Source organism: Paenibacillus sp. SER-28 (assembly GCF_052906305.1).
In genome coordinates, this window is sequence record NZ_JBRECM010000002.1 from 801,341 (window position 1) to 824,075 (window position 22,735).

Here is a 22,735-nt window from a genome sequence, read left to right on the forward strand (position 1 = left end):
GGTGGTATCTGTATGCGCAAAATATGGGTGTTGGACACAACGTTAAGAGATGGAGAGCAATCACCAGGAGTTAGTTTAACCAGCACAGAAAAGGTGGAAATTGCTCTTCAGCTGCAAAAATTAGGCGTAGATCGGATTGAGACCGGCTTTCCAGCAACCTCGCCTGGTGAGATTATCAGCATGCAGGAGATTGCCAAACAGGTTACCCAAGCAACACTGGTTGGTTTTGCACGCTCGAAAGAACAGGATATTGATGCAGTCAGAGAGGCGCTACGAGGAGCTGAGGATACCTGTCTTCATTTGTTCCTGGCTACCTCACCCATTCACCGCCAACATAAGCTGCGAATGGATAAAGCGAAAGTATTAGAGACCGCTGCTGCTGCCATTCGTTATGGACGCAAGTATTTCAGCAAGGTAGAATTTTCAGCAGAGGACGCCAGTCGTACCGAGCTGGACTTTATTTGTGAAGTCGTGGATATGGCGATTCGTGCTGGAGCGACGGTCGTCAATTTACCGGATACGGTGGGATATGCCTCGCCGGATCAGTTCGGTGAAATGTTTAGAATTGTAAAGCAACAAGTGCCCGGTATCGAAAAAATACAACTCAGCACACATTGTCATGATGATCTTGGCATGGCAACAGCTAACACGCTGGCGGCCATCCGTAATGGTGTAGATCAATTTGAAGGTACCATCAATGGAATCGGTGAGCGAGCCGGAAATACACCTATCGAGGAAGTTGCACTGGCCCTTGATACCAGAACTGAGCTTTATGGTGCACAAACGAGTCTGGTTTTGGAGGAGCTGTATGCCACCAGTCGACTGGTGAGCAAACGTACGGGGATGTCGGTACCGGGAAACAAGGCCATTGTTGGAGCCAATGCGTTTGCTCACGAGTCCGGTATACACCAGGACGGAATGCTTAAAGAGCGTACAACGTATGAGATCGTGTCCCCTGAGCGTATTGGGCTGAAGACGAGTAAACTTGTGTTGGGCAAGCACTCGGGTCGACATGCATTTAAAGAAAAACTGGCGGACATGGGGTTTGATGCTTTGACGGAGGAACAGCTGCAAGAGGCGTTCCGCAAATTCAAGGCCTTGACGGATAAGAAAAAACAGGTGCTAGATGAAGATTTGCACGTCCTGATGGACGAAAGCCGCAATGCCTCACCTCAAATGTACACACTGGATTCCATTCAGGTGTCTTATGGCAATCAGTCGGTTCCAGTCGCATCCATTCGGTTGAGTAAACAAGATGGGACAGCAATTGATGAAGTAGCAATGGGTAACGGTTCTGTAGATGCGATTTTCCATGCTATAGACAAGGCCAGTGGTGAAGAGGTGGAGTTGGAGGATTATTCGATCCAATCTGTAACATATGGCAAAGATGCGTTGGGGGAAGTACACGCTATTTTGAGGCAAGGTGAGTACACAGCTCTGGGAAGAGGCACAAGTACTGATATTTTGGAAGCTAGCGCCAAAGCTTACATCGATGCGCTGAACAAGCTACTGGGCAGAAAAGAAGTCCATGGCAAAAGCAATATCACCATTAGTTGAACCTAGTAGCCATGCTTGTAAATTAAATTTCCTTTCGCCTCCTCTGGCCGCATCGTAAAAAAGCGCTTGCAAAATAAATGATAACATTTGAAATTTAATGTATAATAGGCAAGAGAGAGCACCATATTTTGTCTGAATTATATAGGCCAAGAGGAGGAAATGAGTTGAACTACCGCATCGAAAAGGATACGTTGGGCGAAATCAAGGTACCGGCAGACCGTCTGTGGGGAGCGCAAACACAGCGCAGCAAGGAAAATTTTCCGATTGGCTCGGAGAAAATGCCATTAGAGGTCATACAGGCGTTCGCGGTGCTTAAAAAAAGCGCGGCGATCAGTAACTATAAGCTGGGTAAGCTATCACAGGAGAAGCAGGACGCCATTATTTATGCAGCGGACGAAATTCTCGCAGGGCGGGTTGATGACCATTTCCCGTTGGTTGTATGGCAGACAGGAAGCGGTACGCAGTCCAATATGAATGTAAATGAAGTGATTGCTCATCTGGGAAGCCAATGGTTACAAGAGCAGGGAAAAGATACGAAGCTGCATCCCAATGATGATGTAAACATGTCGCAAAGCTCAAATGATACGTTTCCTACGGCGCTTCATGTAGCGGGTGTCATTGCAGTTGAGGACCGTTTGTTGCCTGCCATTGATAAGCTGAAAGAGACTTTTCAACAGAAGTCAGAGCAATTCAAGGATATTATAAAAATTGGACGAACCCATTTACAAGATGCGACACCGCTGACGCTGGGGCAGGAAATAAGCGGCTGGTATGCCATGCTGGACAAGAGCAAGCGAATTATCATTGACACGGTGCAATACATGAAGGAGCTGGCGATTGGCGGAACCGCGGTGGGGACAGGAATTAACGCTCATCCAGAGTTCGGCTCCCGAACCTCTGCGGAAATTTCTAGTTTCACTGGCAAAACGTTCACTTCCGCACCCAATAAATTTCATGCACTGACCAGCCACGATGAAGTGGTGGCCGTACATGGAGCAGTCAAAGCGCTCGCGGCCGATTTGATGAAAATCGCCAATGATGTTCGCTGGCTGGCAAGTGGTCCGCGTAGCGGCTTGGGCGAAATCACGATTCCTGCTAACGAGCCAGGTAGCTCCATCATGCCAGGTAAGGTGAATCCGACTCAAAGTGAAGCACTGACGATGGTCGTTACGCAAGTAATGGGTAATGATGCAGCTATCGGTTTTGCTGCGAGTCAGGGTAATTTTGAACTGAACGTGTTTAAGCCAGTAATCATCTACAATTTTTTGCAATCTGTTCATTTGCTGGCCGATTCCATGATTGCTTTTAACGACAACTGTGCGATTGGCATCGAGCCTGATCTCGCTAAAATTGAGCACAATTTGAATAATTCGCTGATGCTGGTGACGGCATTGAATCCACATATCGGATATGAAAATGCCGCTAAAATCGCCAAACTTGCACATGCAGAAGGGCTGTCCCTAAAAGAAGCGGCACTCCGCAGCGGACTGTTGACTGAAGAACAGTTCGATCAATATGTTGTACCTGCGCATATGATTCATCCTAAAGCCTAAAGCACGACGATAGTCTCTGCTTAAGCCTTATAAAAAATATACAAACCAGCTCATGGAGTGCGATTTAGCACAAACCATGAGCTGGATTTTTTGATTTTATTATATAATTTTTTATTTAGGATTAGTATTCTGTGTGATTTGAGGGTATATAGATAGAAGGCGAAAAATTGAACATCTATTTTCAAGATAGGAGAAGCCGTATGGAACAGACAACCGTTATTAATTTGATTGTACTTTTGCTGTCCGGCTTGCTGCTGGTCGGCGTGCTGACTACCAAATTTTCCAGCCGTTTCGGTATGCCTGCGCTCGTTTTGTTTATTGCGGTAGGTATGGTGCTCAGTCAGTTTATTTATTTTGATAATGCCTTTATCACACAGCTAGTTGGCATTCTCGCGCTCATTGTAATCTTGTTTGAAGGCGGGATGCAGACAAAGTTTGCAGACGTTAAACCAGTTATTCGACCTGCGTTATCATTATCAACGTTAGGGGTCATCATTACGACCGTAGTCATTGGCGTATGCGCCAAGTTTATTTTAGGCGTAAGCTGGATGGAATCCATGCTGTTTGGCGCTATTGTCGGATCGACCGATGCGGCGGCCGTGTTTTCCGTTCTAGGAGGTAAAAACATCAAAAAACGAATTACCTCAACGCTCGAAGCGGAATCCGGCAGTAATGACCCGATGGCTGTATTTCTCACGATAACATTGATTGAGCTGATACATCACCCTGAGCAATCCATTTGGATACATATCTTGTTATTTTTATGGGAAATGGGTTTCGGTTTAGTCGTTGGTTTTGTACTCGGACGCATAGGTGTATATGCGATTAATAAAATGAATTTTGATTCATCCGGTTTGTATCCTGTGATGGCGCTGGCATTTGCGGTCTTGACGTATGCGGCGGCATCGTTACTGGAGGCAAGCGGATTGCTGGCGGTTTATGTCATGGCCATTGTCTTGGGAAATTCCGACTTGACCTACAAGCGATCCATTATCCATTTTAACAATGGTTTCGCCTGGATGGTGCAGATTATGATGTTTGTCCTGCTCGGGTTATTGGTCTTTCCCGATCAATTGCTGGGCATTGCGTGGCAAAGCTTGGCGCTCTCCTTCATCCTCATGCTCGTGGCTCGTCCAATAGGCGTATTCCTAAGCTTACTTTTTTCCAGATACTCTGTGCGCGAGAAGACACTGTTATCCTGGGCAGGACTGCGGGGGGCGGTACCTATTGTACTAGCAACCTATCCTTTACTGGATGAGATGGATGTAGGACCCTTGTTTTTTAATGTTGTATTTTTCGTCGTGCTCACTTCTGCGATTATTCAAGGTACCACTATTTCGTGGCTAGCGGTGAAGCTTGGCTTGATGGACCCTAACGAGACGTCATCTCCTTCACTGCTGGAATTAGTTTCTCTGGGAAAAACCACTTCGGAAATTAACCACATTCAGGTACAAAAAGGGATGTCGATTGCGGGCAAAGCGATTCAGGATATACAGCTGCCTGAAGATATTTTATTCACAGCTATAATTCGGAACGAGCAAATTATTGCCCCGAGAGGTACGACGGTGATTGAACCGGGCGATACATTGTATGTGCTTAGTCCCAAACTCAAGCGACAGCAGATGAAAGAACTGTTCATGCTGCTCGAACCAGAGGCTGCTCCGTAAAAAGCGTAGAGTACCCTTAATTACAGTCCTTCACATTCATGTGGAGGACTTTTTCCTGTGTTTTTTTCAGAGTGGATGAATCTGTTAAAAAATTGACACTATCATTCTACAAAATTAGTTTATGATATTGTCGTTAGATGTCGCTGCCTATCGTTACGGATCATTTGATGGGCCATAGTGATGAATAAGATAGAAGTCACCAATAACAGGAGAGATGATGAATGAAACCGGAAGTCTTGCCAAAGCGTGCAGTAGCTCGCAGGCAGAAAAATAGAAAAAAGAAACGAAAAGGAAAATTCGGTCGTTTTATACTGCGACTGTTTATTGTATTCCTGGTAGCAGGAATAGGGGGTGGTGCGTGGTTGTTCTTAACGTCATCTGGCAAGGACATGCGCTATTTGGCTGCGGATACGCTGATCACGACCCAACATCGTCACTGGGCGAAGTACTTTATCGGTGAAGCAGAGGCGAAAAAACGTGTGGCTGAATATTCGGCCCGTTTTGAAGCGATGGGTGAGGAGAAGGACAGACATACAATCAATTTGCCTGATCTGATACCGACCAAAGTACAACAAACGCCGCTGGTTGAAGTGGAAGAGGTATCGGGCCGTAACTATCATGGCTATGTTATGACGGTGCATGACCCTACTAAAATTCGGCTCGGGGTTCCTGCCAAGGTCGGCCGGGGAGAAAGGGTATCTAGTATGGTCGAGCGTTTAGGGGCTGTTGCTGGCGTAAATGGCGGTGGCTTTGCCGATCCCAACTGGAATGGGAATGGTTTTAAACCGATTGGCGTTGTCATTTCCCAGGGCGAGATATACTACAATGACATGGGCAAAAATGCCTCTGTTCAAATCGTAGGTATTGATAAACAGGGAAAAATGATAGCCGGTCACTATTCGTTGTCAGAGTTGTCCAAAATGAATGTACAAGAAGCGGTTACTTTTCAACCACGCCTAATCGTGAATGGGAAAGGTTTGATTCGCAATGCAAGCGAGGGGTGGGGAATTGCTCCCCGTACCGCAATGGGGCAAAGAGCAGACGGGGCCATTATATTCGTGACCATCGACGGTCGTCAGCCTGGGTACAGCATTGGTGCCAACTTGTATGATATGCAAAATATTTTGCTTAAACATGGAGCGGTTATCGGTGCTAATCTGGATGGAGGTTCTTCAACGGTGCTCGTCAAGGATAATGCCATTGTGAACAAGCCTTCTTCTGAATACGGAGAGCGGTATTTGCCGACTGCGTTTCTCGTATTTGAGCATCCAGAGACTGTTAGTATCCCAAACATATGGGAAGGTCTGAATCCTGGAGACATTGACGCAGCCAAAAAGAGATAGATCTGGAATGATTCCCGGCCGATACCAAACAAATTATGAAAACCTTCAAGTTACCGTGGGAATCGCGTACAGATGTCCAACAAGCGATGGAATAAGTTAAGAACAGCAATAGCAAGTGAAAATATAAGAAGCGCGGATCGTTGAAGTAAAGATACTTCCGGTACGCGCTTTTGTTGATGGAATTTGTACTTTTGTTACTTCGTGCTTGCGTAAATATCGATTAAGCGTCATTATCTGCTTCGAGAAACACGGAGATCAGAATTCGGGCGTTGCTATCTCCCACATTTTTGGCATAGTGGGGGATAGCTGCTCTCCAGCTAAAGGAATCCCCTGCTTCCAGAGTAGCCGAATCCTCGCCTTGCTCCACGTATACCGTGCCCTCCAAGATAAAATGAATCTCATCTCCCCCATGAGCATGCTCCTCTTCTGTAGACGAGCCTGGCGGCATGTCCACCAGCATCATTTTAACGTTTCCTTGCCCTCCCAAATGATCAACCTGGAGGTTGTTTTTACCATATAAGGTTTTACGGCGCTCGTCCTTGCGAATTACTTGCATCCGTTCCTCATCTTTAAGAAGCAGAAAAGCGAGAGGGACCTTAAGCGCATTAGCGATACTGTCCAATGTAGCGATGGAAGGGGAGGTTTTATTATTTTCTACTTGACTCATAAACCCTTGCGATAGTCCGGTTCGTTCGCATATTTGCTGAATGGATAAATTTTTACGTTTACGAGCAGCGCGTATGTTGCATCCTATACTCATAGAACGTTCCTCCTTTAAGGAAATATAATGTATACTAATTTAATATTTATCATACCAAATAATTTGTTGACAGACTACAGTTTCTTATGATAAATTCACATTACAAAATAATTATTTCTATTACTAATAATTCGAGTTTGATTCACACTAATGTGTTGCGGCATAGATTCAGACAGGATTATTTTTTTAACCAAATTATTAGTAATATAAATTAATTATTCATATGCACTTGTATGAGTGTAATAAACAAACAGAATGGAGAGATAAACATGAGTTCAGCAAGCAGAAACATTTCTACAATTATGCGGGTGGCACTGGGAATTTTGTTTTTGGCACACGGAATTGCTAAATTCCAAATGGGGTTGGGTAATGTAGCAGGCTGGTTTGCCAGCATTGGCGTTCCAGGATTTCTAGGTTATGTCGTTGCGGTGATTGAGTTGGTCGGCGGGATTGCATTGATTCTTGGATTGCTTACTCGTTATGTATCTGGGCTTTTGGTTATTGTTTTGATCGGCGCCATTTTTACAGCAAAACTGTCCGGCGGGTTGATGGGGAATGGTCAAGGCGCTGGCTATGAGCTGGATATTGCTTTTATTCTGGTAGCTCTTCATCTGGTATTTGCACCAACGACTCGCTTGTCTCTGGACTCTTTGTTCGGGCGTCGTGAGTCAACAGAAAAGTAATTTTTGATTGTTTAGTCCTCCAATCCATGTAGAAAGAGGGAAATCTCATGACAGCACATATACATGACAACACCAAAATTGGGCAGGTTTCATTAAAAGTTAGTAACTTGGAGCGTTCTATTCAATTTTATACAGAGGTGGTTGGTTTTCAGCTACTGCGTCAAACGGCGAATACCGCCGAATTGACTGTCGATGGGAAGCATGCGCTACTGATCCTTAACTATATTGAAAATGCAGTTATTCTGCCGCGTCAATCTGCTGCCGGGTTATATCATTTTGCTATTCTTTTACCAAACCGTGTAGCTCTGGGCCTGACCTTACGTAATCTGCTGGCTCATGAGGTTGAAATCGGACAGGGAGATCATGATGTAAGTGAAGCCCTCTATATCCATGATCCCGATAATAACGGAATTGAAATCTATGCAGATCGTCCCCGTGATCAATGGAAAAAGGATGCTAATGGATTTTACATGATGGGAACAGATCCCGTGGATGCAGAAAACTTGGTTGCGATTTCCGAAAATCTACCTTGGCAGGGACTACCTCAGGGAACGGTAATTGGGCACGTCCACTTCCATGTGTCTAATTTGCTCAAAGCACAGCAATTTTATTGCGATGTGCTTGGCTTTGACATTACGTGCCGGTATGGCTCTTCAGCCTTGTTCGTTTCCGCAGGTGGTTACCACCACCATATGGGCTTGAATATATGGGCAGGTGAAGGAGCCCCACCAGCTCCTGAGCACGCTGCCGGATTGGATTATTTTGAATTGATCGTACCAGATCAGAAGGAATTGGATGCCATTGTCGCTCGTTTAGAGGCAGCAGGCTATGGAGTGCAAGAACGCGAGGGCGCCAAGTATGTAGCTGATCCGTTCCGCATTCAAATTAAACTGATTAACGGTCAAATCTCGTAACAAAGAAGGCACGTAACAAAAAAGGGTATTCCTATTAAGCCGTAAAGGCTGGGAATACCCTTTTTTCGTATACTTAGAACAAGCTCCAGTCCAAATCCCGAGACATCTTCTCCAGCAAGTGTACACCAGCTGTACTGTTGCCCATACGGTTCAGAGAAGGTCCAACCAGTCCAATGCCATATCGTCCGGGTACCATCGTCATAATACTGCCTGATACGCCGCTTTTGGCAGGTAGTCCGACTTGAATGGCGAATTCCCCTGAGGCGTCATACATGCCACATGTCGTCATAAATGTTTTGGCGATCTGTACATAGCGGCGGGGAATCAGCGGTATACCTGTCACTGGATCTCGACCATTGTAAGCTAATACAAGTCCCATACGAGCTAAATCAGTACAGTTCAATTTGACAGCACAATGTCTGAAATAAACTTCAAGCACATCCTCCACATGACCTCTTAAAATTCCTTTTTCCATTAGAAAATAAGCAAGGGAACGGTTCAAATGGCCTGTAGCTGATTCTGAATCGTAGACATCCTGATCATATTCCAATGTGTCATTGTGGGTAAGCAGGCGGAAAAATTGGAGAACACGGGCAAATCTCTCTTCTGGACTGTTCCCGCGAATCAGAGAGGAGACTGCGATTGCTCCGGCGTTAATCAGTGGGTTAAACGGAATGCCCGGTTCAACTAGTTCTAGCTTTAGCATGGAATTAAAACGGTCTCCGGTAGGCTCCATACCCACTTTAGAGAAGACAACGTCCTCTCCATTATCCATCAAGGCCAGAATGAGCGTAAATACCTTTGAGATACTTTGCATCGTAAATTGGATTTCCGTATCTCCGGCTACCACAGTTTCACCCGCACCGTTCATTACAACAACACCCAGCGCGTCGGCCGGGGCTTTGGACAGCTCAGGAATATATGCTGCTACCTTGCCATGAATATACTCATGACGGCTTTGTTCTACCCATTCCGGCAGTTTGGTCTGTAATCTCTGCCACTCCGATGTCATTTCTTTTCCTCCAGTCGAGTAACCAATCTGTGGTATTTTATTGTAGAGCAAAAAGTAGCTATATACTTATTTTAAAGAAATTTTCAGTTGAAAAACAAGCTCTGATGTCATTTCTTTTTCTCCAGTTAAATACCCAACCTAATGTAATATCGGTATTATGGTTTATCCTCTGTAGTCTTCATTCACTTCATCCAACTGCCTATCCGAAATCACTTCTAAGTGCCACCATACTCTTTTTTAGCGTTGGCTCATAAGAAAGATTCCCATTTTTAAAAAAAAGTTAATAGGAGAAGGAGATGAAGTGGAACATGTTACACGGTACGTTAGCGGATTACCCGCGGGAGAAAACGATTCATCAATTGTTTGAAGAGCAGGTTGAGCGCACACCGGATCACATAGCGGTTGTATTTGGGGACAAGCACTTGACGTATGCTGATCTGAACAAACAGGCTAATCAACTAGCACATGTTTTGCGGGCTAAAGGTTTAGATAATGACGAGGCTGTCGGAATTATGGTCGAATGTTCATTGGAAATGATCATCGGAATTTTCGGGATTTTAAAAGCTGGGGGTGCCTATGTGCCGATTGATCCTGAATACCCGAAGGAACGTATACGCTATATGCTGACTGATTCTGGTGCAAATCTCCTGCTGACCCGGCTTCCAATCCACCAACAAACAGAGCTCGCCAGTGTTGTACTGGATTTGTTGGACAAGCGGAACTATGGGAAAGAAACAGGGAATCTCACATCTAATCAAGGTTCCGATACTCTTGCTTGCATTATGTATACGTCTGGCTCTACCGGCGAACCTAAGGGCGCCCTGACGATGCACTACAATATTATACGTGTTGTTAAAAAGACGAATTACATCCAATTCTCGTCAAAAGATAGGATATTACAAGTGGCCAGTTTTTCGTTCGATGGTTCTACATTTGGTATTTATGGGGCTTTGCTTAACGGAGGCACTCTCGTATTGAACTCACAAGATCAAACCATGAATGCACGTGAGCTATCAAGCGTCCTACGGACACAACAGATCACGAAATGCTTCGTCACAACAGCACTTTTTAATGCATTGGTGGATGTGAATCCCGATTGCTTTGCAACTATTGAAACCTTGCTATTCGGTGGTGAGAAGGTTTCAGTCAGCCATGTGCGTAAAGCGTTTGCCCGTCTAGGTCCGGGCCGTTTAATTCATGTCTATGGACCGACAGAGAGCACGGTATTTGCTACTTATTACCCGATTGATCATTTGGACGAAAATGCAAATACCGTACCGATCGGCAAACCAATCAGCAACACGAAGGTTTACATCTTGGATCAAGAGCAGCATCCTCTGCCGCAGGGAGTTGCAGGTGAACTGTACATCGCTGGCGATGGATTAGTTAAAGGTTATTTGAATCGTCCAGAGCTGACAGAAGAGAGGTTTATTCAGTCATCATGGGTACCTGGAGGCAGGTTGTATCGAACTGGAGATTGGGTGCAAGAGCAAGCGGACGGAAACATCGAATATATCAGTCGGATCGACGATCAAGTGAAAATACGGGGTTTTCGAATTGAGCCTGGGGAAATAGAGTCGCATTTATTAAAAGTAGATGATATACAAGAAGCGGCAGTTATCGCCCGTGAAAAGGAGGACGGTCAAAAGCAGCTGGAAGCATACTTTACGGCGACCAAAAAACTGACAGCAGATGAAATTAAAACCGCTCTCTCTATAAAGCTGCCAAATTACATGATTCCATCTTTTTATATACAACTAGAGCAAATGCCATTGACACTGAATGGTAAGCTGGACCGCAAGGCACTGTTGGCCCTTGAAGAGAATATACATGGTGGTGCAGAATATGTGTCTCCGAAGCCGGGACTGGAAACGAAGCTGATGGACATCTGGCAGGATGTATTGGGGGTGCAGCAGTTCAGTGTTTTAGATAGCTTCTTCGACCTCGGTGGGCATTCTATTCATGCGCTTACATTAATGTCGAGAATGGAGCGTGCAGGATATCACGCCACTTTAACAGACATTTACCACTATAAAACGATTCGGGCACTCGCTGATTATCTTCGTTCAACTCAGAATAGTGTTATAGGGTCCCAAAAGCAGCAGGACATCATAGAAACAACACAAGAGTTGATGTCTTGGCTTCACCAAGAAACAGATGGTGTTTACGAGCTGGTGAAATACCAAGTAAGGGATTTTATTCACGAAGTTAGAGATATTCAGGTGCTTTACTACGACACGGCGGCCGACGTAAACCATATCATGCGGATCATGGATGGGAAAATAGCTCAAGAGCTACTGCCTCACTACATTGTACCACTGCATCAAAAAGCTAAAATGGCTGATCCATACTGGACCATGGATGAAGAGGAGTTTTTCCAGCGTCTGGGCTTAAAAAGCATGGATCTGGATCAGGCGGCAAGTTTACGCAAGCGGCTGGAAGACGATTATTTGAGAAAAGATCAGTGGATTAAAACAGGGCAAGTGGCACAAGAATATCCGCTAAGTGGAATTCAACAAATGCAAATCTCGTTTCATACACCTCCAAGCTTAGGTATATTTAGGCTAGATGAGTGTGTGAATTACGATTTTTTGGATCAGGCTTACGCTCTTTTTATACAAAGTCAAGGATTACTGAGAAGCGTCCCGGTCCAAAGAGATGGATGGACTTATTGGAGGGAACACGTACTTTCTAGCGATGGTTTGCCAAAGCTAAACATCATTGACGTGTCGGATTACAATCCATGTGGTCCTATTACGGACATGATAAATGATTATGTAACGAACACCCGATTCGCCGGAGAACATACTTTGTTCTACATGTTTGTGCTGAAACGAAACCTGCGTGAACATTATGTCATTACTATTTATCATCATGCGATATGCGATCGGGTGACCTCGGAAGTAGCCGAACGACAGTTGATTGCTTACTACAGGAGTCTGCTTCAAAATCGACCCCTTCCTAAGGATGAAGTGAAGCCCTATGTGGAGTATGTTAAACAAATCCAAAGTGGACCGAAAGGAATCACGGAACAAGAATTGATATCAGCCTTTAATTTGGAAGCGTTCCAAAAAAGCAAGCAAAATGTCTTCCAAGCTCCGAAGCTTCGAACGAGCACAGAAGCCTACCTGTTTAACGTAAGTATCCCTGCTGAAGATCCTTCTTTGGAGTTTGCGCTTTCTGTCTATACAAAGGGCTTGCAAACTTATTTAGGTATGGATAAGCTACCATTGTTATTTTTATATGATGGAAGAAGGTACGACGAGGCGGCTTATTATAACACGGCCGGTGAATTTATCGATTTTGTGCCTATGCTGATGGAACTGAAGCAGAATCCAGATGAAATGATGCAGTCTGTCAGAAGCAGACTAGATTTATTAAAGCACCACACGATTAATTTTATGCATCTTTTTACGAGTCCTGATTACAAAGACAAGTGGAAACGTGCCAGAACACTTGCACAGTTTGGGAAGCAGTACGAGCAACTAGACTTATTCATGTTTAACTATTTAGGAAACAGTGCCAAAGCAGGCTCAAAATACAACAATTATTATGATGATACTGTCATAAAGCAACCAAATCCGCTGCCGATCTATTCACTGTTCAATTGCATTGCTTCTTCCTACACGGACGGCCTTATTTTTTCTATACGATGCAGTTACGAGATAGAGGTTAAGGAAGTCAGGGCTGCTTTTTATCAAGCTGTAGGTATGGCATCCCGGATAGGGGAGGTTTAATAAGTGATGGAATCAGCCAATACATCTTATCAGAGTTGTTCTGATAGGCCGCGACGTTACTTGCCTTTATTTTCTCACCATAGTGGAAATGCCGGACAGCCCGAAGGTCATGATCAAGCGCTTTACAAGATTCGTTTGGGGACAAGACAGGTCAAAACGATTATGGGTTTTGTACAGCATCATCAGCTGGGTATGCCTTCTTTTATAACAGCCATATGGTCCGTACTGTTATCCCATTACGCCAATCAATATGCTCTGCCTGTTTTATATTCCGTGGTATCAGACAAAGAAGGGAAAGGATGTCGTCTGGATTATCCACTACTCATTCATATACAGAAGGAAGATCATCTTCTCTCTTTGATACAAAGGATACAAATGGAATGGAACAAACAACTTAGTAGCGACGAGTGGAGAGAGGATTTTTCGCAGCAAACTAAATTCGATCCTCTATTAGGGGGGAAGAAGGATTTCTTCAATGTGGGTATCTCAGAAATTTATGGTGACTTTCCTTCTCCAAGTTTGAATGTGGAAAAGTCTCCTCCCCTTTACGGTATAGATCAGCCAGAAATCGCGCTCTGCTACCGTTATGGCCCGGATGTATTGGAGTGCGCAATACAGTATGATGGCAGTCGTTTGGGAAAAAGGCAAATCGCTAGATTCGCAGGCCATTTCAAAACACTGCTGGCAAATGCACTCCTTCTTCCGGAGAAGACGGTACTATTTCACCCCATGCTGACCACAAGAGAACGCAGACAGATGCAACAATGGAATGATACGGAACAGGCCTATCCTTTGGATAAAACTGTGGTTCATTTGATCGAGGAGCAGGCTGGCCAAACACCCGATGCAATCGCTTTAGAGTTTGGAGAGCAGAAGCTGACCTACTATGAGTTAAATCACCGGGCAAATCAAATCAGCCGCATGATTTTAGAGTCGTATTCGATACAGGGGCATGGCGTTCTGCCGACCGGCACGCTGATTGCCATCGTCTTGGATAGAAGCGCAGATGTGATCCCGTCGATGCTTGGAGTTATGAAAGCGGGCGCTGCTTATCTTCCGATCGATCCCCAATATCCTGGGGAACGGCTGCGATTTATTTTAGAAGATGCACAGGCACAAATGATTATAACGCACAGCCAATTAGTAAGTAGGCTGAATCCATATATTTCTCAAATGGATATGGGAGCACATTCGCTGATTTGTGTGGATAAATGCTTGGTACGGCAGGGCTACTATCCCTACGAAAACTTGAAGATCAAGGTTAAACATAATGATCTGGCTTATGTCATCTACACATCCGGTTCTACTGGAAGACCAAAGGGAACGCTTATTGAACACGCTGGTCTGGTTACGTTGATCCCTTATCTTGTTGAAAAGTTTGGTATCACCTCAGATTCAAGAGTCATGCAATTCGCCTCCATTAGTTTCGACGCTTCGGTCTACGAATGGATCGGCACGCTATCAGTAGGCGGAACAGTGGTTGTTCTGTCAGACGAGGAACTGCCTCCTTATGCAGACATTTCAGATATTCTTGAAGAGAAAAATATCCACATTGCCATGCTAACACCATCTGTGCTGCGAACGATGAAACATAGGGAACTGCCAAGGTTACGGACAATTGTATCTGCTGGAGAACCCTGTACGTCTGATATTGTAGACTATTGGGGAAGAGGAAGACGATTCGTGAACGCTTACGGGCCGACCGAAGTGACGATTATTTGTTCTACTTCTGTCTGCAGACCAGGGAAAGAAATTACGATCGGCAAACCCGTCTATAACAAACGTTTATTCGTTTTGAATCCATTCGGCAGTCCTGTGCCTGTCGGCGTTCCCGGCGAACTATGGGTGGGCGGTATAGGGCTTGCCAGAGGATATTTGAATCGTGAAGAACTGACTCAGGAACGGTTCGTTCACAAAGAGGTTGTAATCAGCAGTGAAAATCCACCACACAGTGAGCGGTTATATAAAACCGGGGACATTGTGAAATGGACGCCGGGTGGTGAATTGGTATTTATCGGCCGTAGTGATGAACAAATTAAAATCAGAGGGTATCGTATCGAACTGGGTGAAATAGAACATCAGCTCTGCCAACATCCCGACATCGGTCAATGTATCGTTCAAGCCTGGAAAGACGGGTCCTACCATAAACTGGTGGCCTATTATACTGCCGTAGAAGAACTGAAAGAGGCCGATCTGACACAGCACTTAAACTCTGTATTACCAGCTTATATGGTTCCTTCATATTTTTGTTATCTGGAGTCATTTCCAGTAAATACAAACGGAAAAGTCGAACGTGGAGCTCTCCCCGATCCGAGGGGCAACTTATTTATTCAAGCTGATGAAGTAGTGGAAGCAGACGAGGACGGTTTCGAAAAGCGCTTGCTTTGGATTTGGCGGCAGATTTTAAAAAGAGGAGATATCGGGGTTAACGACCATTTTTACGCGGTTGGGGGAGACTCAATTCTTGCCATTCAGGTCGTATCTATGGCCAGGGATCATGGTATCATGCTTACTCCAAGACAAGTTGCGGAGTATCCAACCATTCAGAAATTAGCTGCTGTGGTTACTTGGACAGACAATGATCAAAAGGAAGATCTCAGCGTTGACTTGACAGGCGAATTTGGTTTGACACCGATCCAGCACTGGTTTTTCGAGCAACAGTTTGTAGAGCCGCATTATTTCAACCAATCTCAGCTGTTTGTACTCAGTGATTGTGATGCTGTGAAGCTGGAAACTGCCATTAATCAATTGATTCGATTACATCCAGAGCTTTCAATGGAGATCGTAGTCAAGGAACATGTGTATTCGCAGCGCTACCGAAAGGATGCTTCCATTCAACTGGCTAGCTACACCCTTCAACAAGTCGATTATCCCGAATCCGAAATTTCAAGCATATGTGATACGTGGAACAGACAATTGAATTATGAGACGGGCGCCATGATGTATGCAGGAGTAATTCAAGGTCACCCTGACGGTAAAACCCGTCTGTTTATGACTATACATCATCTAGTCATTGATGGAGTGTCTTGGAGAATATTGGTCCAGGATTTGTATCAATTGTATCAGGGTATAGCGCTGCCTACTGTTTTAAATCCATACAAAAAATGGCATTCTGTATTGATGAGTTATTCTAAACATAAAGATACTTTACGTCATATTGAATATTGGAAAAAAGTGCAGCATCAAACTGCAGCATTTGTGCTGCCAGTGGACCATTCCCCGGCTCGTAAAAAGAGCAGTGAATCTTCGGAATGGGTTACGATGCTTACTCCAGACGATACGGAACTGCTTTTGCACCATTGCTCCCAAGCTTACCATACCGAGATTAACGACCTGCTACTTACAGCCTGGTCCCTGGCGCTCTCCGCTTGGTCTGGGCAGAAGACGATTGCGTTTCGCTTAGAAGGTCATGGACGTGAGCACTTTGTATCCGATATAGATCTGACAAGAACCATCGGTTGGTTTACCTCCATGTTTCCGGTATGCATTCAGATTACGGACAATTCCCCCTTGAGAGCGACGATTAAATCTGTCAAAGAGCAGTTGCGTTGTATTCCTCACCGCGGCATGTCATATGGCGCTTTGAGATACTGCCATCCGAATACAGAAGTCCGTTCCGAGTTATCAGCTTCTGAACCTCAGGCTCTTTTCAACTACTTGGGCCAGTTTGATCAGGGGAATGCGAGCGAATTAAACCAGTGGTTAGGGTTTACAAGTGACGCAGCACAGGATTATAGCTCGCCGCTTAATCATGGAACAAGCCTATTGGAACTCAACTGTTCCATTGTTCATGGCAAGCTGCATTTGTTTATGAAATATAGCAAACGTCACTATGAAGAAGCCACCATTACTCAGTTGTTAGATACTTTTATAACACATTTGCTTGCTATTATCGAACATTGCAGCCGGACTGAACACCAAGAGTTCACTCCTAGTGATTTTCCATCAGTGTCACTGGAACAGCATTCGCTTGACCAGATCGTAAAGACATATCATTGGCAATTTGGTTTGGATAAAATGATGTACCTAAGTCCCTTACAAGAAGGACTGCTGTTCCATTATTTAGATCATCCTAGTTCCGATCAATACTTTGTGCAGGTTAGTTGGAAATATCATGGCAGGCTAGAGGTAGACCGTTACCGGGAAGCCTGGAACAGCATCATTTCTGAAAATGATAGCTTGCGGACTTGCTACATTTGGGAGGCGTTGGACAAGCCCATACAATGTATTGTCCGAAATGTAGAATGGAATTGGAGATTTTTGGATTTTGAAGCAGAGCAACCAGAGCAACAACAGAAGTGTATCGAACGCTGGATGACAATGGATCGTAATCGCCGTTTTGATCTGAGTCAGCCTGCGTTCCGCATAACACTGATTCAGACCGCTTCGAATGAATGGACGATGATCTGGAGTTACCATCATATTTTGCTGGACGGTTGGAGCCTGCCGCTACTACTGAGTCGGGTTCATGAACTCTATGCTTGTAGCCTGCAAAACCGGATGCCACAGCGCAGCTTGACCCGTTCTTTTGAAACTTATATTCGTTGGTTAAACAATAAGGATCGCACGGAGGCCGAGTCATTCTGGAAGGCATATTTGGCTGACGTAACGGAGCCGACCCATCTGCCGATAGAGAAGGGCATACTTCCCGATGTACATCAACCGATTGAGAACCAGCAGATCGAGACTTTTTGTATCGATTCGAGACGAACCAAGCGGATCACTGATTTTGTACAGCAAGCACAAGTTTCGCTAAATACGTTGGTGCAGTTCGCATGGGGCAAAGTGCTACAAGTCTATCAAGATGCGGATACAACCGTATTTGGCATGGTCGTGTCCGGGAGGGGATCGGATCTTGCACAATCGGATCGGATCACGGGTATGCTGATTAATACGTTACCTTTGGTCATGCACTGGAATGTGGAGCAAACCATCACTGAATATGTACAAAAGCTGCACCAAACCATTCAGAAACTAAACGACTACAGCTATGTGAGCCTGAACGAACTGAATAGCTGGTCTGGTATTCAAGGACATGTCATGTTTTACAGCATCGTAGCATTCGAAAATTATTTGAACGACTATCGGCAGCCTGAAAATGAATTGAAGATGTCAGCTATGGAGGAACGAGAGAAAACGAATTATCCAATGACGATCACCGTTGCCAATGACGGGGAACAGATCACCATCAAGTTTATGTATGATGCAGATCGACTGAAACAAGAAACGGTTTGCCGACTGGCAGAGCATCTGCTAAATACGGTGCAATATGTGTTGGAATATCCGAATCACACCGTCGGAGACGTTTGCTTTATGAACAAGGATGAATATAAACGAATCGTCTATGACTGGAACAATACGTATACAGCATATCCCAGAGAACGTTCAATTGTTGATTTATTCCAGGAGCAAGCGAAACTACGGCCTATGCAGCCGGCAGTAATTGCGCACAATCAGGTTATGTCCTACCACACCCTAAACCTCATGTCCCAGCACATTGCCAAGATGTTAACGGATGATGCTGATGACAACAATTATGGAAAGTTTATCGGAGTTTACTTGCCGCGCTCTCTTGAATTCATTGTCTCCATCCTGGCGATCATGAAAGCGGGATATGCCTATGTTCCCATTGACCCCGATTTTCCGGCAGCAAGAACCCATGAATTAATCAAGGACGCTGGACTGGACACCATCCTCACTTCACAGGAAGGAGCGGAACGTATCTCGGAAGCCAGTAGGGGAATCCATTTAATATTAATTGATACAGAGCATTTTGACCAAAATGGAGTGGTGAAACAAGAAGAGAAGGAGAACATGATTGCTCCCAATGACCTTGCTTATCTAATGTATACATCAGGATCGACAGGAAAACCGAAAGGCGTTATGGTGGAACATCGCAGTGTCATTCGCTTGCTAAAAAACACCTCTTATTTCCCGTTTTCCTCTGATATCAGATTGCTCTATACGGGTTCGCCTGTTTTTGACGCTTCTACGTTTGAAATTTGGGGGACGTTGCTGAATGGAGGACAGCTGTTCGTAGTTTCAAAAGATGATCTTCTAAATATCCATGTGCTGGAGCAGCGGATGAAGGAGTGGAGAATTAATACACTATGGCTAAGTTCCGCACTGTGTAATCACTGGATTGAAGAAAATGAAAAGATATTTGCTGGACTCCAATGGTTGCTCATAGGTGGAGAAATTTTGTCAGTTAAGCATATAAATCGTATCCGGCTTGCCTATCCGGAACTTTCGATTCTCAATGTATACGGTCCTACGGAGAACACCACCTTTTCGACGAGCTACCGGATCGAAAAGCCTTTTGAGCAGAATATTCCTATTGGCAAGCCCATTAGTAACTCAACTTGTTATATTCTGGACAAGTGGGGTCGTGTTCAGCCTGTCGGAGCAATCGGGGAATTATGCGTGGGGGGAGACGGGGTTGCAAGGGGGTATTGGCGACAAAACCAATTGACACTGCATGCGTTTGCACCGAATCCATATCGCTCTGCCAAAGATGGTGAAAGAGGTACAAATTTAATTCTATACCGTACGGGAGATCGGGCGAGATGGCTACCAGACGGGAATATCGAGTATATTGGACGGGCTGACGATCAGGTAAAACTACGTGGCTATCGAATCGAACTTGGAGAAGTCGAGTTCCGTCTTAGCAGCTATCCTGTAGTGAAAGAATGTCTGGCCTTTGTCCGGGAGGTTCATGGCGATTTGCGAATGATCGCTTACTATACAGCGGAAGAGGAGCAACGAGTGGAGCAGCTTCATACTTTTATGGCTGAAGGTCTTCCATCTTATATGATACCGTTTCGTTACGTTTGGCTGAAATCATTCCCATTAACGGCTAACGGAAAAATCGATCGCAAAAAGCTTCCTTTACCTGAAATCCATAGTAGTGATAGAGAAGCAAATGCTGGATCGAAGACTGAATTGGAACAAACAATAGAAGAAGTTTGGGGCATGGTTCTGAAGCTAGATTACATTGGCAAAAATGAAGACTTTCATACGTTGGGAGGACATTCGCTCCATGCGCTACGCATAGCCAGTCTGCTGCAAAAAAGCGGATATCCGGTTACGGTTAACCAAATATTTCGCGAACAGACGATCGAACGTTTGGCCCTCTCATTGAGCAATGCAATGACGGATACAACAACTGTCCTTAGTCCAAATATGGATATCCCATATATTCAGTCTATAAGAAAAGCATATCCGGATGACGGATTTCCGCTATCTGCTGTACAAAAACGTTTTTTTCAAAGAGATCTTGTGAATCGTAACATGTTTAATGTACCTTACCTGGCCCGGCTCAAAAATTGCATCCCTACAGAATTGCTGAACACGTCGCTTGAGTCACTATTGAACAAACATGCGGCTTTACGACTATCCTTTGCTCAACTGGAAGATGATGAATGGTATCAGTTTGAGCAGAAAATAAGTGTAGAACAGGTAGTCTCTTACGTGGATTTGCACATGGTCTCGGGATCACATGACGCCTACATTTCGGAATACTGCTCGAAAGTGCAGCGTGAATTCGATATCAAAGAAGGACCCTTATGGAAAGTTGTGTTGTTTGACCATTATTGCGAAGAGAGACAACAGGTGATATTACTTCTGTTCCATCATTTAATTTTTGACGGGATTTCCATAAACATTTTTTTAGAAGAGTTGAGACATCTTCTCCTGCCGGGAAAAGGGAATGATCTGGCGTTACATGCGGAGGAGGAGGGAAGCAGTTATCGGGATTGGTGCATGGCGTTGATCCAATATGCGGTGAAAGACTTTTTTCCTAAAGCATCTACTTTCTGGAGTAAGGTTGTGGAAGGCGGCCAATCTTTACAGGTTGACACGGAATCGGAGATACAGCCACTTCATCGCCACATGAGAACTATAACGTATGATTTACTTGAAGGAGAGGAGCATATTCTTCTTCTAAAAGCATTGGCTGTAAAGCACCATACTACGCCACTGAGCATCTTACTGACGGCATTGTCACAGGCTTGTTTCCAATTGAAAAAGCAATCAGATTTGCTGCTGCATGTGATGTCTTATCAACGTGAGTCCTTTTTGCCGGGTATCGTGATTGATCGTACAATTGGTTTTTTCGCCGGAGCATATCCCCTTCGAATTCAGATCCCGCAAGGAGAACTGTCCGACAATTGGGAAATGACACTGGGACATGTCGTACACACGTTGCGGCATATTCCATCTGAAGGCATGGATTACTTTATTTTACGCCATTTGATACAGAATATTTATCCAAATACGGAACCACTAAAGGACGAAACTCACATGCTTTTCCATTACCAATCAGAGGAAATGAATGGGATAGCCGATGAGTTGTACGAGCCTTTATCCATTTCTTACGGAAATACGAACGCCGCAGACAATCCCTCTGCTTACAAGCTAAATATAACAGCAGGGCTTAGACGCGATAGATTAAGTTTAACCTGCTATTATAGTTCACTACATTATAAGGATCAGACGATCGCTGAGCTAATACGATTCATAACCGAACATCTGTGCCAAAGCATCGGTGTTCGCCTATATACCATGATAGGGGAGGGGAGCTTCAGATTATGAAAGTATATGAATTTTGCCCATTTTTCAATGAAAATCGCATTGCAGATATTAAAATAAAAGAAAATGCCGGCTGGATTGACGAGCTGCACGTGATCGAAGCCAACAAGACGTTCAGCTATTTGGATAAGCCCTGCAACTTTAATCCAGATTATGTGGGTCCCAAGGTGATTCATCATCCATTTCACGCGGATCAACTGTTTCGTGAACCTGAGAAGCACTCATTGTACTTCGATGTGGATAGCTGCGGCGCAGATAACTTTGACCGCTGGTACTGGCGTCTGCTCAGCTATAACAGTGCGTTTCATAATGAGGCTTGCCAAAGAAACAGAAGTACCTCTATCTTACAGGATAAAGTTAAAGACGATGATGTGATCATTTTGGCTGATTTTGATGAGATCATTGACAGTCGGATGGCGGATCGTATTGTTTCGGAAGTGAAGAAACATCAAGTTATTACAATTAAAATGCACTATTCTGTATTCTTCCTGAATCTTTTTTGCCAATCTAATCACGGTGCTCCTCATTGGAGCTACCGCGTGTTCGCCATGACCGGCCGGTACTTCAAAAGTATGCCTTTCTCACCCGACTATCTCAGGAAGAAGGGAATTGCTGAAGCGTTGTATCATGACATTTATTGTCTGGAGGAGCCAGTTGGATTCCACCATTCATGGCTTGAATATCAGAAAACCGCGCTTCCCAAACTGCAAGCTTTTGCTGCCAATGTAGAAGATAAAAGTATATTAAATGCAGAGTATATTGATCAATGCTTACATGATAAAAAGCTGTACTATATCGATACCGAACTTTATGTTGATAACTCAAAATCGTTTTTGAGCAGTCTACAGGAACTTGAAACAGATGATCTTTGGTATAAGTAAAGGAAGTTAGATTAGCTGCCTGAGAAACCCGGTCCACAC

At 44.5% G+C, this 22,735-nt stretch carries 11 protein-coding genes; 9 read left to right on the forward strand and 2 right to left on the reverse strand.

The annotated features are described in order from the left end of the window. Window positions 1–12: 12 nt before the first annotated feature. The 4 genes from ACUYLD_RS09260 to ACUYLD_RS09275 all read left to right on the forward strand — a co-directional run bounded on the left by ACUYLD_RS09260 (window position 13) and on the right by ACUYLD_RS09275 (window position 6,120). Window positions 13–1,557 (forward strand): 2-isopropylmalate synthase, encoded by a 1,545-nt coding sequence (locus ACUYLD_RS09260; protein ID WP_254349604.1) that lies wholly within the window; start codon window positions 13–15, stop codon window positions 1,555–1,557. A 164-nt stretch (window positions 1,558–1,721) separates the two neighbouring features. Then, on the forward strand, window positions 1,722–3,110 hold the full coding sequence (gene fumC / locus ACUYLD_RS09265) for a class II fumarate hydratase (protein WP_025722755.1): 1,389 nt from the start codon (window positions 1,722–1,724) through the stop codon (window positions 3,108–3,110). A gap of 200 nt (window positions 3,111–3,310) precedes the next feature. Next, window positions 3,311–4,777 carry a potassium/proton antiporter gene (locus ACUYLD_RS09270; protein WP_446674849.1) on the forward strand — a complete coding sequence of 489 codons (1,467 nt, stop codon included), beginning with the start codon at window positions 3,311–3,313 and terminating at the stop codon, window positions 4,775–4,777. A gap of 221 nt (window positions 4,778–4,998) precedes the next feature. Then, on the forward strand, window positions 4,999–6,120 hold the full coding sequence (locus ACUYLD_RS09275; RefSeq protein ID WP_250261247.1) for a phosphodiester glycosidase family protein: 1,122 nt from the start codon (window positions 4,999–5,001) through the stop codon (window positions 6,118–6,120). Between the two features lie 220 nt (window positions 6,121–6,340). Here the strand turns inward: ACUYLD_RS09275 and ACUYLD_RS09280 are convergent, their stop codons facing one another. Next, window positions 6,341–6,880, reverse strand: a complete 540-nt coding sequence (locus ACUYLD_RS09280) for a helix-turn-helix domain-containing protein (RefSeq protein WP_250268463.1) — start codon at window positions 6,878–6,880, stop codon at window positions 6,341–6,343. Window positions 6,881–7,149: 269 nt separating this feature from the next. On the opposite strand from ACUYLD_RS09280, the gene ACUYLD_RS09285 reads away from it, so the two are divergent. Together ACUYLD_RS09285 and ACUYLD_RS09290 are read left to right on the forward strand one after the other, a co-directional pair. Further along, a complete protein-coding gene (locus ACUYLD_RS09285) occupies window positions 7,150–7,563 on the forward strand; it encodes a DoxX family protein (RefSeq protein ID WP_061828297.1) in 414 nt (137 codons plus the stop codon). Between the two features lie 47 nt (window positions 7,564–7,610). Then, window positions 7,611–8,477: a VOC family protein gene (locus ACUYLD_RS09290; RefSeq protein ID WP_446674850.1), complete on the forward strand. Its 867-nt coding sequence runs from the start codon at window positions 7,611–7,613 to the stop codon at window positions 8,475–8,477. 73 nt (window positions 8,478–8,550) lie between these two features. Here the strand turns inward: ACUYLD_RS09290 and glsA are convergent, their stop codons facing one another. Next, window positions 8,551–9,489: a glutaminase A gene (gene glsA, locus ACUYLD_RS09295; RefSeq protein WP_061828299.1), complete on the reverse strand. Its 939-nt coding sequence runs from the start codon at window positions 9,487–9,489 to the stop codon at window positions 8,551–8,553. A gap of 296 nt (window positions 9,490–9,785) precedes the next feature. On the opposite strand from glsA, the gene ACUYLD_RS09300 reads away from it, so the two are divergent. From ACUYLD_RS09300 to ACUYLD_RS09310, 3 genes are read left to right on the forward strand one after another with little or no spacing between them, the layout of a single operon-like run. Beyond that, on the forward strand, window positions 9,786–13,226 hold the full coding sequence (locus ACUYLD_RS09300; protein WP_446674851.1) for an amino acid adenylation domain-containing protein: 3,441 nt from the start codon (window positions 9,786–9,788) through the stop codon (window positions 13,224–13,226). Between the two features lie 6 nt (window positions 13,227–13,232). Next, window positions 13,233–21,818 carry an amino acid adenylation domain-containing protein gene (locus tag ACUYLD_RS09305; protein ID WP_446674930.1) on the forward strand — a complete coding sequence of 2,862 codons (8,586 nt, stop codon included), beginning with the start codon at window positions 13,233–13,235 and terminating at the stop codon, window positions 21,816–21,818. Next, window positions 21,815–22,696: a hypothetical protein gene (locus tag ACUYLD_RS09310; RefSeq protein ID WP_446674852.1), complete on the forward strand. Its 882-nt coding sequence runs from the start codon at window positions 21,815–21,817 to the stop codon at window positions 22,694–22,696. The genes ACUYLD_RS09305 and ACUYLD_RS09310 overlap by 4 nt, the downstream gene beginning before the upstream one ends. Window positions 22,697–22,735: the final 39 nt, after the last annotated feature.